The organism is Nitrospiraceae bacterium (genome assembly GCA_020632595.1).
Taxonomy (GTDB): domain Bacteria; phylum Nitrospirota; class Nitrospiria; order Nitrospirales; family UBA8639; genus Nitrospira_E.
Map to the genome: position 1 here is coordinate 785,990 of JACKFF010000001.1, position 15,604 is coordinate 801,593.

Below are 15,604 nucleotides of genomic sequence, written 5' to 3' on the forward strand. Positions count from 1 at the left end.
TTGGCCTCCAACCTAGGACCATCCTGTTAAAATGCGAGGTGGACCATTCGCTTCGATTGTGATGGTGTGCTCAAAGTGAGCCGAGAGTGAACTATCGCAAGTCACTGCCGTCCATCCGTCTTTAAGCACTCTTACTGCAGATCCTCCTAGGTTTACCATGGGTTCTATGGCCAGAGCCATCCCAGTCTTTAGACGCGGGCCCTGCCCTGGTCTCCCATAATTTGGAACTTGCGGTTCTTCGTGCAACTGACGCCCAATACCATGGCCAACAAAATCACGGACAACGGAATACCCATGCCTTTCTACATGCGTTTGAATTGCAAATGAAATGTCAGAAAGGCGATTACCCACAACAGCCTGCTCAATTCCTTTACGTAAAGCTTCTCGAGTGACTGCAATTAAAGATTGCGTATTCTCTGGCACCTCCCCAACTGCAACCGTCACCGCTCCATCTCCATAAAACCCATCCACAATGGCACCTACATCCAACCCGATGATGTCCCCGTCCTTTAATTCACGCTTTGAGGGTATTCCATGCACGACCTGTTCATTAATGGATGCACAGAGGCTACTGGGATAGTTCCTATACCCTTTAAATGCAGGAATTCCTCCCATATCAAGAATACATTCCTCTGTAAGTTTATCCAATTCCAGTGTCGTGATACCGGGCTTTACTTCTTGAACCAGCAATTGATGACATTGAGTAACAATTTTACCGGCACGAGCAATGAGTTCAATTTCTTCAGCCGTTTTTATGATGATCATTCTATCCGGGTTGTGTTAGGAGAGCTACCAATCGCTCCCGAACTGCAGAAACTACCCCTGATCCATCCAATTCAGAAAGAATTCCCCTGTCCTTATAATATTGGATTAAGGGCTCAGTTTGTTTTTGATATACCACCAATCTGGATTGAATGGTTTCCGGCTTATCATCATTTCGCTGTGTAAGGGGTATTTCACACACATTGCACACCCCCTCTTTTTTGGGTGGGATGGATCTAAGATGATATACGGCCTTACAGTTGGGACAACTTCGTCTCCCGCTAATTCGGTCGATTATATCCGCTTGGGGAAGGGAAAAATACACCACCCGATCAATGGCCTCCCCATTCTTTTCTAAAAACGACGACAATTTATTGGCTTGAGCCACCGTCCGCGGAAATCCATCTAACAGAAAACCATTTCGACATTCAGGAGAGCCTAATTTTTCTTCAACTAACCCAATCACAACATCATCAGGAACTAATTCACCACGTTCCATAAAAAGCTTTGCTTCAGTTCCAAGTTTAGTTCGCCGTTCAACGCTCTCTCTCAGCAAATCTCCTGTGGAAAGTTTTTGAATGGAGAACTTCTTGGCGATAAAATCTGCCTGGGTTCCCTTTCCAACTCCAGGAGGGCCTAGAAAAATAACCCTCATTCCATTACCCACTTCTACCCTTTAAGGAACCTTTTCCAAGAAACCCTTCATAATTCCGCATGAGCATATGATTTTCAATTTGTTGTGCGGTATCCAACCCCACCCCTATGACAATCAAAAGAGAGGTACCTCCAAAATAAAAAGGCATATTTAGTCGGTAAATTAATAATTCCGGAATAACGCACACGATAGCTAAATAAATAGCTCCAGCAAATGTAATTCTGGTTAATACCTTATAAATAAAGTCTGCGGTCTTTTGCCCGGGTCGTATCCCTGGGATAAATCCACCATATTTCTTCATGTTGTCAGCCATATCGACAGGATTTAGGACTACAGCTGTATAGAAGAAACAGAAAAAAATAATCATTCCAACATATAACATTGTATACAGTAAGGACCCTGGCGCTAACTGGGACCCGATGCTTTGTACCCACGGAACTTGTATAAAACTGGCTATCGTGGCTGGAAACGCAATAATTGAGGAGGCAAAAATGGGCGGAATAACACCAGCCGTATTTATTTTCAAAGGAATATGGGTGTTTTGTCCACCGTATACCCGTCTCCCAACTATTCGTTTGGCATATTGCACCGCAATTTTTCTTCGCCCGCTTTCCAAAAAAACAATAGCCCCCATTACTGCCAGCATAACGACACCAAGAACCAATAGTAAAAGGAGACTGATTTGTCCAACCTGGTATAGATCAAATGTTTGAACCACTGCACTTGGAAGGCTGGCAACTATCCCTGAAAAAATTATAAGAGAAATACCATTTCCAACGCCCCGTTCAGTTATTTGCTCTCCTAACCACATAAGGAAGGCTGTTCCAGCTACCAAAGTAATCACTGTCATCAATCGAAAAGACCAACCAGGATCAAGAACGAATGCTCCATCATTCATTCCTTCCAAGCCGAGAGCAATACCAAATCCTTGAATTAAGGCAATCAGGATAGTTCCATACCTGGTGTATTGAATGATGGTTTTTCTTCCTCGTTCTCCTTCCTTTGCTAATTTGGAAAGATGCGGAACAACAACCGTAAGAAGTTGTAATATAATCGAAGCGCTGATATAGGGCATAATGCCCAATGCGAAAATCGTGAGCCTCGATAAAGCCCCTCCCGAAAAAATATCAAGGAAGCCCATGAGGGCCCCACCCCTTTCGGTGAGAAACTTGAAAAGCTCTTCATTATTGATTCCGGGCGTGGGAACATGAGCCCCAATCCGATAAACTGCAAGCATAGACAAGGTAAATATTACCCGGCTACGCAACTCCGGAATTTTGAAGATATTTTGAAGGCTCGTGATTAGCCGCTCAAGCACGGCCGATCACCTTTACTTGCCCGCCGGCACTCTCAATTTTTTGTCTGGCCGTATCACTAAACTTATGTGCTTCAACAACAATCGCGCGATCAATTTCCCCATCGCCAAGTATTTTAACCTGTGGATTTCGCCCTTTAGTTAACCCAATTTCATTGAAAACTGTTGGGTTAAAATTCATGGTTTTTTCGTGAGAAACAAGGTCTTTAAGATTTATTACCGCATATTCTACCCGGAAAATATTTGTAAACCCACGCTTGGGCAATCTGCGGGCAAGTGGCATTTGTCCACCTTCAAAACCGGCTTGATTAGCCCGTCCAGAACGGGCTAATAACCCTTTATGGCCTTTTCCGGCCGTCTTACCTAACCCTGACCCAGGCCCACGGCCAAGGCGTTTTTTCTTGGTTTTTGAACCTGGAGACGGATGTAAATCGTGTAGTTTCATGAAACAGCAACCTCAATAAGATGCCTGACCTTATAAATTAATCCACGTACCTGTTTTGTATCAGGACGACTGACAGTCTGTCCGATTTTCCTAAGTCCGAGCCCCAATAAAACCAAACGCATCTTATCTGGATGGCCTATTGTGCTTCGCTTTAATGTGATTGAGAGATTGGTTGGTGTCACCATGATTTCCAGGGTTCCCCACTGATTATTTGAATATCTATTAATCTTCCATTCCGACGGCAGTTCGCCGCATTTCTCGTACCTCATAGGGATCACGCAACTGGCTCAAGCCTTCAATAGTTGCCCTCACCGCATTAAACGGATTACCACGACCTAGGGTTTTCGCAACGATATTCTGTGCACCAGCCACCTCCAATAGGGAACGGACGGCTCCTCCGGCGATGATACCCGTACCCTGTTTGGCCGGTTTTAGGACAATGTGCTCTCCACCAAAATACCCATGCACCTCATGGGGGATAGTATTAGATTTGAGAGGAATCCTGATAAGATTTTTTTTTGCATGTGCCACGGCCTTAGCTATGGCAGATGGAACTTCGGTCGCTTTTCCTTTTCCTACACCAACCCAACCATCGCCATCGCCCACAACCACCAGGGCGGAAAAGGAAAACCGTTTTCCCCCTTTCACCACTTTGGCCACACGGTTAATTACCACCGGCTTATCTTTTAGATTGAGCTCTTCAACATTAACCCTCACAGAAGTGAATCCTTCCCTTTAGCTAAATTTGAGGCAGGAGCCAGATTAGAATTTCAACCCACCTGCACGAGCGGCATCAGCCAATGCCTTTACCCGGCCATGATACAATCTGCCACCGCGATCAAAAACCACTAGTTCAATAGGTATAGCCTTTGCCCGTTCCGCAATTGCCTGTCCCACCATCTTCGCTGCCTCAACATTCCCACCAGATCTTAATTTATCTTTTAATCCAGGGTCACAGGATGATGCCGAAACCAAGGTACGACCATCTGCATCATCAATAATTTGAGCATAAATATGAGAATTACTTCTAAAAACACTTAATCGTGGACGAGAAGATAATCCTACAATGCGCAACCGCACCCGCCGACTCCGCTTATCCAATCTTTTTTGTTTTTCCAGTATATTCACAAGTTCAACCTACTTTTTTCCGGCTTTGCCAGCTTTTTTACGAAGGACTTCACCAACATATTTTATACCTTTTTGCTTATACACATCCGGAACTTTCATACTTCTGATTTGAGCTGCCACAAGACTGACCATTCGTTTATCAATTCCCTTAAGGGAAATTGATGTTTGCTTGTCAACAGAGGCCTCTACTCCTTTTGGCAATTTTATTGACACCGGATGAGCATACCCGACAGAAAAGCTTAATTCATTCCCTTGAATTTGCGCTCTGTATCCAACACCCATCACTTCAAGGTTTTCCTTGAAACCATCCTTGACCCCCTTTAACTGATTAGCGAGTTCTGCCCTGGTCAGTCCATGTAGCGCCTTTAGTTTTGCTGAATCATCGTTTCTTGACAACGAAACTTCTTCCTTTTCTACACTAGCTTCTATCCCTGGGCTCAGATCCCACTGGAGTTGGCCAAGCGGACCCTTTACAAAAACGTTCCGGTCGATGACCTGCACTTCGACACCTTTGGGAATTGATATCGGCTTTCGTCCAATCCTCGACATGTTTAACCTATTAAGTAAGAATTCAAGTAAATAAGGTATCCAGCATCACCACACATGACATAAAACTTCACCGCCGACTTGAGACCTCCGACATTGTTCATCAGTCAATAAACCTCGGTCAGTAGTCAGAATTGCCATACCCAATCCCCGCATCACCCGTGGAAGGTCTTCCTTCCCGGCATATACTCTACAACCAGGCTTACTGATCCTTTTTATACCAGTTATAAATGATTTTTTTTGGCGACCAGGAGAATATCGAAGGGAAACTTCAATAACTGGGTGCCCATTGGTACCCGTAGCCGCTTTGTAGTCACGAATGAATCCCTCTTCCTTAAAAATTCGGAGGATATCTTTTTTCACACGAGAAGATGGGATTTTAACCAGATCGTGGCCTCGGCGTCCCGCATTTTGGATTCGCACGAATAAATCTGCGAGAGGATCAGTCATCGACATGCTAAAAACCTCATATTTAATTATTTGCCAATTTACTAACCAAAACTGCTTACCACCAATACGCTACCAACTGGATTTGGTTACGCCAGGAATATCACCACGCAAACTTAGAAAACGAAAACATATCCGACACATAAGGAAGCGACGCAAAAATCCTCTCACCCGCCCACAAAGGGGACAACGATTATAGTGGCGACATGTGAATTTAGGCTTTCGCTTAGCCTTATTTTTTAGTGCTAACCTTGACACGTTCGCTCCTTTCCCTCCTTAGGGTTTCCTAAAAGGCATTCCCAAGTGGGCCAATAAAGATTTGGCTTCATCATTCCGTTGAGCGGTGGTAACAAACGTAATATCCATCCCATGGATTGATGCAACATCATCATATTTTATTTCAGGAAACGCCAGCTGTTCTTTTAAGCCGAGCGTATAGTTCCCTCGTCCATCGAAAGCTTTTGAGGAGATCCCACGAAAATCACGGATTCTTGGCAAAGCAACAGATACCAACCGGTCTAAAAACTCATGCATCCTTGCGCCCCTTAAGGTGACCTTCGCTCCTATTGGAATTCCTTCACGCAATTTAAATCCCGCGATGGCTTTTTTTGACCTAGTCAACACAGGCTTTTGTCCGGTTATTTGCTCAAGCTCGGCTGCGGCACTTTCCAATAATTTTACATTTTGAACCGCTTCCCCCATACCAATATTTAAGACAATTCTTTCCACTCGAGGTACCTGCATTGGATTTTTATACCCAAATTCTTTCATCATGGCAGGGATAACTTTTTCATGGTACATCGCCTTTAACCGTGGAACATAATCCTTCGGTTTAACTGCGGTTGAACCCACCGGTTTTTCTTTTGCCTTGACTGCTTCTTTGGCTACAGATTTTGATTTCATCAGCTTTTATCCAGAACTTCAGTTTGAGCTTTTTGATAAACACGGACTTTCCGTCCATCCTCAAAAGTTTTCATTTTAATTCTTGAAGGTTTTTTAACAGATTCACAAAATGCCATGACATTGGAAATGGACATAAAGCCCTCTCGTTCAAGGATTCCCCCTTGCTTATTTTTAGCGTTTGGCTTTGTATGCCGCTTTATAATATTGAGCTTTTCAACTGTGACTCTGGCATCTTTTGTTTGAACCTGGAGAACTTTCCCCGTCTTACCACGCTCCCTGCCAGCGATCACCATCACCGTATCGCCCTTTTTAATTCTAAATTTTTCAGCCATACAATCTACCCTAAATAACTTCTGGAGCCAGAGATATAATTTTCATATACTTTTTCTTCCTTAATTCTCTTGCAACGGGCCCAAAGATACGAGTCCCAACAGGATCACCCTGAGCATTCACTAAAACACACGCATTCCGGTCAAATTTAATATGGGAACCATCTTCCCTTCGGCGGCCTTTTTTAGTACGAACGATAACGGCCTTCATGACGTCACCTTTTTTAACCGATGCCTTTGGGATTGCCTCTTTTACGGCCACAACAATGATATCCCCTAAGGATCCATATCGACGCTTCGTTCCCCCAAGGACATGAAAACACATTACATTTTTTGCACCTGAATTATCGGCCACATCAAGATAAGTATAATTTTGTATCATCAGGTATCTCTAATTCTTTTTAACAGAAGAAATATTTAAAACACATAATCCTGGAAACTACGAGGCCACGCGTTTATTTAAAACCTCAGAAACTCGCCAGTGCTTGGTCTTACTTAAAGGTCGCGCATAGACGATATGAACCTGATCTCCTATCTGGCATTGATTCACTTCATCATGAGCCTTCAACCTTGTTTTCCTTCTCAACACTTTTCCATACAAAGAATGCCGTTCTATGCGAACAACTTCAACCACGACGGTTTTTTGCATTTTATTACTAACTACTTTTCCCGTAAGTGATCGAGGCAGAGCCCTGGTCTGTGTCATAATTAAATAACTTTCCTTCAAAGTCCTGGTTAACTAATTAGCCTTTTGGCGAAGAACAGTTTTAACCCTGGCGATATCTTTTCTTGTCTCACGTATTCTCATAGGATTTTCCATTCGTCCCAATGCCAATTGACTTCTAAAATGAAACAACTCCTGTTTCAACTTATTTATTTTCTCAAACAATTCACTTTTTTCTAAATTTTTCAATTCGTCCATTTCCATATCCAATACCTACAAAACGGGTATTTCCCCACGAATAACAAATTTTGTGGCCACCGGTAATTTATGCCCTGCCAAACGCAAGGCCTCTTCCGCAACGGTTTGCGAAACATCATCCATTTCAAACAAAATTCTTCCTGATTTTACCGGAGCAACCCAATATTCAGGGTTTCCCTTTCCTTTTCCCATTCGAACTTCGGCTGGCTTCTTGGTAATAGGCTTATCGGGGAATATTCTGGTCCAAATTCGCCCACCCCTTTTGACGTGTCTGGTCATCGCGATACGAGCAGCCTCGATTTGTCTGGCCGTTATCCTTCCGGGCTCCATGGCTTTCAGGCCGAAAACTCCATACGCGATTTCCCCCCCACGGTAGGCCTTTCCACGCATACGGCCCTTTTGGACCTTTCTGAATTTAACCCTTTTCGGAGCTAACATCTTTCAAATACTCCAATCACTTAGATCATTACCATCTTTTATAGAAAACCCAATGAAGGCTCTGACTTTTCCAAAGAAGGAATTTGAGCATCTCCTTTAAATATCCACGCCTTAACTCCAATTTGGCCCATGGCCGTTTTGGCTTCCGCAAATCCATATTCAACATCCGCCCTGAGAGTATGAAGGGGCACTCGACCCTCTCGATACCACTCAGTTCTGGCGATTTCATGTCCTCCCAGCCGACCTGCGCAATACACCTTAATCCCCAAAGCACCAAGTCTCAAAGCAGAAGCAACGCTTCGCTTCAACGCACGACGAAAAGAGACCCGCTTCTCCAATTGGGTGGCAATATTCTCCGCAACTAGCTGAGCATCCAATTCTGGCTTCTTAATTTCCTTCACGGTAACGAAAACTTCATTGCCATATTCTTTTTCAAGAGTGGCTTTCAATTTATCAACCTCAGCACCCTTTCTACCTATGATAATCCCGGGACGGGCAGTGTGTATGATTAATTTAAGTTGGTTACCAGATCGTTCTATTTCCACGCTGGATATGCCAGCATGATACAATCGCTTTTTAACAACGTCCCTAATCGACAAATCCTGGTGAAGCAATTTTGCAAAATCTTTTTTTGCATACCATCTCGAATGCCATGTTCTGGTATAGCCCAGTCTAAAACCATACGGGTGCGTCTTTTGACCCATCTATTCTTTCTCCCCCCTTGACTCCCAAGTTTTGAAAAATAGGCTCTTAACCAGCCGGACTCACAACAATGGTTATATGACTCGTTCTTTTATGAATAGGGTTAGCCCTTCCCATTGATCGAGGGCGAAAGCGCTTGTATGTGGGACCACCGTCTACAAACGCCCTAGCGATTCTAAGATTTTCAGGATCACCCAAATCTTTCTGACCTGCGTTAGAAATTGCTGAAAAGAGTAATTGCTCAACCACTCTAGCTGCTGACCTTGGTGTATACTTCAATACGGCTAATGCTTCAGCCGCATTTCTCCCCCTAACCATATCAACAATCAACCTTGCTTTACGTGGGGCCAATCTTACGTGTCGAAGAATTGCTTTAGCTTCCGCCATATTTGCTCTACCTTGCTCAAATACCTTTGACTTATTAGAACCGATTTTTTTTACTTTAACGCAACGGCCTTTTCACTCCTTGCATGACCATGCCCTTTAAAGAATCTGGTTGGAGCGAATTCACCTAATTTATGACCCACCATATTGTCCGTAACAAAAACCGGGATAAATTTTTTCCCGTTATGAACCGCAAAAGTCAAACCGATCATATCTGGAATAATAGTCGACCGCCTGGACCAGGTTTTTATAACCTTAGATTCTTTTCCCTCCCTGGCTTTATCAACTTTTTTTGCAATATGGTCATCAACAAATGGCCCTTTATGAACTGACCTTGGCATCGATTCCCCCTTAAATTAACGGGACTTTTTCTTTCTACCTGCAATTATAAAACGCGAACTTTGATTTCTGGGCTTCCGTGTTTTAAACCCCTTTGTAGGCTGACCCCATGGTGATACAGGATGCGGATTCCCCTGACCGGATTTACCTTCACCACCCCCATGAGGATGGTCGACCGGATTCATAACAACTCCCCGTTGATGTGGCTTACGCCCCAACCATCGAGACCTACCAGCTTTCCCAATGGTGACGTTATTATGATCAGCATTCCCGACCTGCCCGATCGTGGCCATACAGGTTCCAAGAATTTTTCTCATTTCACCAGACGTTAACCGAATCTGAACATACCCCTCGTCTCGGCCCATGACCTGAGCCGAGGCCCCAGCACTTCTGACTAATTGAGCCCCCTTACCAGGCTTTAACTCCACATTGTGAACCACTATACCAAGGGGCATTTCCATAAGGGGCAAAGCATTTCCCACCCTCACGTCTACCCCTGCACCAGCTTGAACGGAATCCCCGACCTTTAAGCCCAACGGAGCCAAGATATAGCGCTTTTCTCCATCCGTATAATGCAAAAGTGCAATTCGGGCCGATCGATTAGGGTCGTATTCAATCCCCGAAACTTTGCCGACGATATTAAGTTTATCCCTTTTAAAATCAATCTTCCTGTAGAGGCGCTTATGGCCACCGCCTTTAAATCGGGAAGTAATCCTCCCAGAATTATTCCTCCCACCAGACTTGGATTTATAGCTGGTAAGGGCTTTTTCCGGTCTTTTACGCGATAACCCTTCACCGGTGACAGCTGACATTCCCCTTCTGCCTGGTGACGTTGGATTATATTCTTTTATTGGCATAAGCTAGCTCTCTTTATTCCAGAATTTGAAGAAAATTAAAATCAACTAAGCACTTTCATACAATTCTATTTTTTCCCCATCTTTTAATGTAATAAATGCTTTCCGCCAATCAGATCTCTTTCCGGTAAAACGACCTTGCCGCTTTTTTTTCCCTCTAACATTCATAACATTCACCGCAGCCACCTTAACGCTAAACACTTTCTCCACAGCTCTGCGAATATCAATCCGGGTCGCCTGACGATGCACGGAGAACGCAACACCATTCTTTATCTCGCGTATTGAGGTAATTTTTTCTGTTAACAAAGGTCTTATTAAAACATCATGTGGATTCACGTTACACCCAAATTTCTTGAATTCGTTCAAGCTCTGCTTTGGTTACAACCAATTTTTCACACCAAAGCACATCATATACATTAAGATCCTTACCATGAAGAATTTTTAGGTTCTTTACATTTTTACCGACACGAATTATTTCATCCAATCCTTCCTGAATGACTAAAAGAACCTTCCCACTCGCCCCGACATTGGATAAGGCTTTAACCAATGCTCGAGTTTTCAATTCAGGAAGTACCAAGTCGTCCAACACCACCAATCCATCTCCAGCTTTAGCTGCCAGAACCCCTCTTAAGGCTGCTCTATACATTTTCTTTGGCAGGGTGGATGAATAGGATCTAGGCTTCGGCCCGAAAACCGTACCCCCGCCCCTCCAAATCGGTGAACGACTCGATCCTGATCTTGCCCGCCCCGTATGCTTTTGCTTCCATGGCTTTTTTCCACCTCCGCTCACTTCTCCACGACCTAGCGTAGACGCTGTACCCTGCCTGGCACTGGCCCGCTGCATAACAACAGCCCGGTGGACCAATGATGGATTAACCGACGAACTAAAGACACCATCAGTCAAATCAACTTTATCTACAGGCCGAGAGTCTTGGCCGAATACTGGAAAAGTATCAATAGATTGCATCAGGTGACCTTTCTTACGATGACGACCCCCCCAACCGGACCAGGGACAGAGCCTGTCACTAAGAGGATGTTTTCCTCGGCCTTTATTCCGAAGACCGTCAAACCTCTTACAGTGATTTGCTTATTACCCATGTGACCGGGGAGTTTTTTATTCTTTAACACTCTTGAAGGAAAAGAGCTCGACCCGATTGACCCAGGGGCCCGATGAAACATCGATCCATGTGAGGCTGGACCTCCGGCATAATTATGCCGCTTCATAACACCCTGAAAACCCTTTCCTTTAGAAACCCCCTGAACATTGATTGATTCACCCTCGGAAAATAAATTTACGTCAACCTGGGCACCCACTTGCGCTTCACCAACCGATTTAAACTCTTTTAAATGGCGCCAAATCTTATTTCCAGCTTTTTTCAAGTGACCTAACTGAGGCTTCGTCTGTTTTCCTTCCGGCACTTCATCGAACCCAATCTGCACGGCATCATAACCATCTGTGCCCTTCTTCTTAACCTGAACAATTCCGCAGGGGCCAGCTTCAATGACGGTCACAGGAATAAGGCGTCTTTCCTTATCAAAAACCTGAATCATACCTAATTTTTTACCTATCAACCCTTTAACCATAATAAAAAAATTACCTAAATTAAGTTGACTGTAATTAAGTGAAGCCTTGATCGGAAACCTATAACTTAATCTCTACATCCACCCCGGCCGCTAAGTTAAGTTTCATCAGGGCGTCCATAGTCTCGGGAGTTGGCTCCATAATGTCCAGCAATCGCTTATGAGTACGAATTTCAAACTGCTCCCGTGATTTTTTGTCTACGTGCGTCGATCTCTGGACCGTCCATTTCTCAATTCGCGTAGGCAGAGGCACAGGACCAGCAATGCGCGCCCCACTCCGACGAACGGTGTCCACAATCTCACGAAGAGATTGATCCAACACCCTATAATCAAAACCTTTTAATCGAATTCGTATTCTGCGGTCTCGATCCACAAAAACCTACCCTTTCCACTTCACCAGTATTTTTTCTTACGCGACGATTTCCGTGACCACCCCGGCTCCAACCGTTCGGCCCCCTTCTCGCACTGCAAATCGCACCCCTTGCTCCATTGCAATCGGGGAGATCAACTCCCCTTCAAACGACACATTATCCCCCGGCATCACCATCTCCACCCCCGGGTTTAATTGCACCACGCCCGTGACATCCGTCGTCCGGAAGTAAAACTGCGGTCTATAGCCATTAAAAAACGGCGTATGCCGCCCGCCCTCTTCCTTCGTCAAAATATACACTTCCGCCTTGAATTTCGTATGCGGCGTTATACTCTTCGGCTTGGCTAACACCATGCCCCGCTCCACATCCTCTTTCTTCGTGCCCCGCAACAGCGCCCCAATATTGTCACCCGCCTGCCCCTCATCCAACACCTTCCGGAACATTTCCACACCCGTGACAATCGTCGTCTGCGTCGGCTTCAGCCCTACAATCTCAATTTCATCGCCCACCTTGACTACGCCGCGCTCCACCCGGCCCGTCACCACCGTCCCCCGCCCGCTGATCGTAAAGACATCTTCAATCGGCATCAAAAACGGCTTCTCAATGGCTCGCTGCGGAGTCGGGATGTAACTATCGATCGCCTCCAATAACCGCATAATCGACGGCACGCCCACCTCACTCTGATCCCCTTCAATGGCCTTGATCGCTGACCCGATGACCACCGGCACATCATCGCCCGGAAAACCATACTTCGTGAGCAACTCCCGCACCTCCAACTCCACCAACTCCAGCAATTCCTTGTCTTCCACCTTATCCGCTTTATTCAAAAAGACCACGATAAACGGGACCCCCACCTGCCGGGCCAACAAAATATGCTCCCGCGTTTGCGGCATCGGCCCATCGGCGGCACTGACCACCAAAATCGCACCGTCCATTTGCGCCGCCCCCGTAATCATGTTCTTCACATAATCCGCATGCCCCGGGCAGTCGACGTGCGCATAATGTCGATTGTCCGTCTCATATTCCACATGGGAGATCGCAATGGTGAGAATTTTGGTCGGATCCCGTCGCCCCTGACTCTCACTCGCCTTGGCGACTTCATCATAGGGAACAAACTTCGCCTTCCCCGTATCACCCATCACTTTCGTCAAGGCCGACGTCAGGGTCGTCTTCCCATGGTCAACGTGCCCGATCGTCCCCACATTGACATGCGGCTTCTTCCGCTCAAATTTCGCCTTCGCCATGCCCTACCTCCTCTTAAAATCCTTGTCTTACCGAATTGAAAAATATAACAGAGGGAAACTATTCCCCTTGATTCTTTTTTATAATTTGCTGAGCCATGAGCTTTGGCACCACCTCATAAGACTCAAATTCCATGCTATAAGTAGCACGCCCCTGGGTCTTTGATCGCAAATCCGTAGAGTATCCAAACATTTCACTCAACGGGACCGCAGCATCAACAACCTGAGAAGCTCCCCTTGCTCGCATACCGTGAATTTTCCCACGCCGGCTATTCAAATCCCCGATCACATCACCCATAAAATCCTGGGGAACAAGCACTTCAACCTTCATTACCGGCTCCAACAAAACCAAATCAGCTTTTTGACAGGCACTTACTAGCGCCATAGACCCTGCAATCTTAAAAGCCATCTCACTCGAGTCCACTTCATGGAAAGAACCGTCAAACAAAGTGACCCGAAGATCACGCAATGGGTACCCAGCAAGAATCCCGCTCTCCATTCGCTCTCGAACCCCTTTTTCCACGGGCGCAATATATTCCCTGGGAACCGCCCCCCCAACTATCTTATTTACAAACTCTAAACCCACCCCAGACTCAGCCGGCTCCACCCTTAGCCATACATGGCCGTACTGACCTCGACCACCCGTCTGCTTGACGTATTTTCCCTCAGCTTCGGCCTTCCCTTTGATAGTTTCACGATAGGCGACCTGAGGTTTCCCCACATTCGCTTGCACTTTAAATTCACGAAGAAGACGATCAACAATGATTTCAAGATGCAATTCACCCATACCTGAAATAATCGTCTGCCCGGTTTCCTCATCTGATTTGACCTGAAAGGAAGGATCCTCCTGAGCAAGTTTTTCCAAAGAATATCCCAACTTATCCATATCCTGCTTGGTCTTTGGCTCAACAGCCAAAGAAATAACAGGCTCAGGGAACTTTATAACTTCCAGCAAAATTTGATGCTTTTCATCACAAAGAGTGTCACCCGTTCGAGTATCCTTGAGACCCACAGCTGCCGCAATATCACCAGCAGAGACCTCATCGATCTCTTCTCGTTTATTAGCATGCATTTTCAATAAACGACCTATACGCTCCTTTTTCCCCTTTGCGACGTTATACACATAGGATCCAGCGGACAATTTCCCTGAATACACCCTAAAATATGTCAATTGACCTGAAAAAGGATCGGACATTATCTTAAAAGCCAACGCAGCGAATGGTTCACTATCTTCTGGCTTTCTGGTTATCTCTCCTTCGGAATGAGGATCAACACCAACAACGGGAGGAAGGTCAACTGGAGAAGGAAGATAATCAACCACTCCATCAAGCAACGGCTGGACACCTTTGTTTTTAAATGCCGATCCGCAAAAAACCGGGTTGATTTTCAATCCTATAGTACCCGCCCGTATTGCCCGCTTTACCTCATCTACAGCCAGAACTTCCCCAGCCAAATACCGCTCCATCACCACTTCGTCAAACTCAACAACAGAATCCAACAATTTCTCGCGATATTCTTTTGCCAACTCCAAATAGTCTTCGGGAATTTCCTGGACCGAATAAGCCGCCCCAAGAGTCTCATCATCAAAAACCAACGCTTTCATAATCAGAAGGTCAATTACCCCTCGCAAACCATCCTCTTTTCCAAATGGCAATTGCACGGGAATCGGTTTCGCCCCCAGTCGGTCGATTAAAGACTTAACGCTTGCAAAAAAGTCAGCGCCCAGTCGATCCATTTTATTCATAAATACAATTCGAGGAACTTGATACTTATCCGCTTGCCGCCACACCGTCTCCGATTGGGGCTCCACCCCCTGAACCGAATCAAAGACAGCTATAGCTCCATCAAGCACTCGAAGGGACCGCTCTACTTCAATAGTGAAATCCACATGACCCGGAGTATCAATAATATTAATCCGATGATCCTTCCAGAAACAGGTTGTGGCGGCGGAAGTTATCGTGATCCCTCGCTCCCGCTCCTGCTCCATCCAATCCATCGTCGCGGCCCCCTCATGGACTTCGCCAATTTTATGGGAAACCCCCGTATAGAATAGGACACGCTCGGTAGTCGTAGTCTTTCCGGCATCAATATGGGCCATAATGCCAATATTCCGAGTTCGACTTAAAATAAAATCCGTGGACACAAATTCCTCACACAAAAATGCCGTCAAGGGCAACGATCATTCTCGATAAACAGAGAAAAACAACTCCATCTAGAAAATGACTTGATCCCCGCAGCACTA

At 45.4% G+C, this 15,604-nt stretch carries 26 protein-coding genes; all 26 read right to left on the bottom strand.

Going from position 1 to position 15,604, the window contains the following annotated elements; all coding sequences use genetic code 11:
• Positions 1-12 precede the first annotated feature (12 nt).
• The 26 genes from map to fusA all read right to left on the bottom strand — a co-directional run bounded on the left by map (position 13) and on the right by fusA (position 15,505).
• Positions 13-765 (bottom strand): type I methionyl aminopeptidase, encoded by a 753-nt coding sequence (map, locus tag H6750_03565; protein ID MCB9773390.1) that lies wholly within the window; start codon positions 763-765, stop codon positions 13-15.
• Between the two features lies 1 nt (position 766).
• Positions 767-1,417: an adenylate kinase gene (locus tag H6750_03570; protein MCB9773391.1), complete on the bottom strand. Its 651-nt coding sequence runs from the start codon at positions 1,415-1,417 to the stop codon at positions 767-769.
• Between the two features lie 4 nt (positions 1,418-1,421).
• Positions 1,422-2,735: a preprotein translocase subunit SecY gene (gene secY / locus H6750_03575; protein ID MCB9773392.1), complete on the bottom strand. Its 1,314-nt coding sequence runs from the start codon at positions 2,733-2,735 to the stop codon at positions 1,422-1,424.
• On the bottom strand, positions 2,728-3,177 hold the full coding sequence (gene rplO / locus H6750_03580; GenBank protein MCB9773393.1) for a 50S ribosomal protein L15: 450 nt from the start codon (positions 3,175-3,177) through the stop codon (positions 2,728-2,730). The genes secY and rplO overlap by 8 nt, the downstream gene beginning before the upstream one ends.
• Entirely contained in the window at positions 3,174-3,362 is a 189-nt protein-coding gene (rpmD, locus tag H6750_03585; protein ID MCB9773394.1) for a 50S ribosomal protein L30, read from the bottom strand. Before rpmD ends, rplO begins: the two co-directional genes overlap by 4 nt.
• A gap of 37 nt (positions 3,363-3,399) precedes the next feature.
• A complete protein-coding gene (rpsE, locus tag H6750_03590; GenBank protein MCB9773395.1) occupies positions 3,400-3,894 on the bottom strand; it encodes a 30S ribosomal protein S5 in 495 nt (164 codons plus the stop codon).
• Positions 3,895-3,939: 45 nt separating this feature from the next.
• Complete coding sequence (locus H6750_03595; protein MCB9773396.1) at positions 3,940-4,299, bottom strand: 50S ribosomal protein L18; 360 nt, start codon at positions 4,297-4,299, stop codon at positions 3,940-3,942.
• A gap of 15 nt (positions 4,300-4,314) precedes the next feature.
• Positions 4,315-4,854, bottom strand: a complete 540-nt coding sequence (gene rplF / locus H6750_03600; protein ID MCB9773397.1) for a 50S ribosomal protein L6 — start codon at positions 4,852-4,854, stop codon at positions 4,315-4,317.
• Positions 4,855-4,899: 45 nt separating this feature from the next.
• Complete coding sequence (gene rpsH, locus H6750_03605) at positions 4,900-5,307, bottom strand: 30S ribosomal protein S8 (GenBank protein MCB9773398.1); 408 nt, start codon at positions 5,305-5,307, stop codon at positions 4,900-4,902.
• Positions 5,308-5,370: 63 nt separating this feature from the next.
• On the bottom strand, positions 5,371-5,556 hold the full coding sequence (locus H6750_03610) for a type Z 30S ribosomal protein S14 (GenBank protein MCB9773399.1): 186 nt from the start codon (positions 5,554-5,556) through the stop codon (positions 5,371-5,373).
• Positions 5,557-5,574: 18 nt separating this feature from the next.
• The gene (gene rplE / locus H6750_03615) at positions 5,575-6,201 is read right to left on the bottom strand and encodes a 50S ribosomal protein L5 (protein ID MCB9773400.1); all 627 of its coding nucleotides are present in this window, start codon (positions 6,199-6,201) and stop codon (positions 5,575-5,577) included.
• The gene (locus tag H6750_03620) at positions 6,201-6,533 is read right to left on the bottom strand and encodes a 50S ribosomal protein L24 (GenBank protein MCB9773401.1); all 333 of its coding nucleotides are present in this window, start codon (positions 6,531-6,533) and stop codon (positions 6,201-6,203) included. Before H6750_03620 ends, rplE begins: the two co-directional genes overlap by 1 nt.
• Before the next feature lie 10 nt (positions 6,534-6,543).
• The gene (rplN, locus tag H6750_03625; GenBank protein ID MCB9773402.1) at positions 6,544-6,912 is read right to left on the bottom strand and encodes a 50S ribosomal protein L14; all 369 of its coding nucleotides are present in this window, start codon (positions 6,910-6,912) and stop codon (positions 6,544-6,546) included.
• Positions 6,913-6,969: 57 nt separating this feature from the next.
• Positions 6,970-7,236: a 30S ribosomal protein S17 gene (rpsQ, locus tag H6750_03630; protein ID MCB9773403.1), complete on the bottom strand. Its 267-nt coding sequence runs from the start codon at positions 7,234-7,236 to the stop codon at positions 6,970-6,972.
• A 33-nt stretch (positions 7,237-7,269) separates the two neighbouring features.
• Positions 7,270-7,458: a 50S ribosomal protein L29 gene (gene rpmC, locus H6750_03635; GenBank protein ID MCB9773404.1), complete on the bottom strand. Its 189-nt coding sequence runs from the start codon at positions 7,456-7,458 to the stop codon at positions 7,270-7,272.
• Positions 7,459-7,467: 9 nt separating this feature from the next.
• On the bottom strand, positions 7,468-7,890 hold the full coding sequence (gene rplP / locus H6750_03640) for a 50S ribosomal protein L16 (GenBank protein MCB9773405.1): 423 nt from the start codon (positions 7,888-7,890) through the stop codon (positions 7,468-7,470).
• A 38-nt stretch (positions 7,891-7,928) separates the two neighbouring features.
• The gene (rpsC, locus tag H6750_03645; GenBank protein ID MCB9773406.1) at positions 7,929-8,594 is read right to left on the bottom strand and encodes a 30S ribosomal protein S3; all 666 of its coding nucleotides are present in this window, start codon (positions 8,592-8,594) and stop codon (positions 7,929-7,931) included.
• A 46-nt stretch (positions 8,595-8,640) separates the two neighbouring features.
• The gene (rplV, locus tag H6750_03650; protein MCB9773407.1) at positions 8,641-8,979 is read right to left on the bottom strand and encodes a 50S ribosomal protein L22; all 339 of its coding nucleotides are present in this window, start codon (positions 8,977-8,979) and stop codon (positions 8,641-8,643) included.
• A 50-nt stretch (positions 8,980-9,029) separates the two neighbouring features.
• Positions 9,030-9,317 carry a 30S ribosomal protein S19 gene (gene rpsS / locus H6750_03655; GenBank protein ID MCB9773408.1) on the bottom strand — a complete coding sequence of 96 codons (288 nt, stop codon included), beginning with the start codon at positions 9,315-9,317 and terminating at the stop codon, positions 9,030-9,032.
• A 15-nt stretch (positions 9,318-9,332) separates the two neighbouring features.
• Positions 9,333-10,172: a 50S ribosomal protein L2 gene (rplB, locus tag H6750_03660; protein ID MCB9773409.1), complete on the bottom strand. Its 840-nt coding sequence runs from the start codon at positions 10,170-10,172 to the stop codon at positions 9,333-9,335.
• 45 nt (positions 10,173-10,217) lie between these two features.
• Positions 10,218-10,505, bottom strand: coding sequence for a 50S ribosomal protein L23 (locus tag H6750_03665; GenBank protein ID MCB9773410.1), 288 nt, complete (start codon positions 10,503-10,505; stop codon positions 10,218-10,220).
• Between the two features lies 1 nt (position 10,506).
• Complete coding sequence (rplD, locus tag H6750_03670) at positions 10,507-11,136, bottom strand: 50S ribosomal protein L4 (protein MCB9773411.1); 630 nt, start codon at positions 11,134-11,136, stop codon at positions 10,507-10,509.
• Positions 11,136-11,753 (bottom strand): 50S ribosomal protein L3, encoded by a 618-nt coding sequence (rplC, locus tag H6750_03675; protein MCB9773412.1) that lies wholly within the window; start codon positions 11,751-11,753, stop codon positions 11,136-11,138. Before rplC ends, rplD begins: the two co-directional genes overlap by 1 nt.
• 58 nt (positions 11,754-11,811) lie before the next feature.
• Positions 11,812-12,123 carry a 30S ribosomal protein S10 gene (rpsJ, locus tag H6750_03680; protein MCB9773413.1) on the bottom strand — a complete coding sequence of 104 codons (312 nt, stop codon included), beginning with the start codon at positions 12,121-12,123 and terminating at the stop codon, positions 11,812-11,814.
• A 36-nt stretch (positions 12,124-12,159) separates the two neighbouring features.
• Positions 12,160-13,365: an elongation factor Tu gene (gene tuf, locus H6750_03685; GenBank protein ID MCB9773414.1), complete on the bottom strand. Its 1,206-nt coding sequence runs from the start codon at positions 13,363-13,365 to the stop codon at positions 12,160-12,162.
• Positions 13,366-13,423: 58 nt separating this feature from the next.
• Entirely contained in the window at positions 13,424-15,505 is a 2,082-nt protein-coding gene (gene fusA, locus H6750_03690) for an elongation factor G (GenBank protein ID MCB9773415.1), read from the bottom strand.
• Positions 15,506-15,604 lie beyond the last annotated feature (99 nt).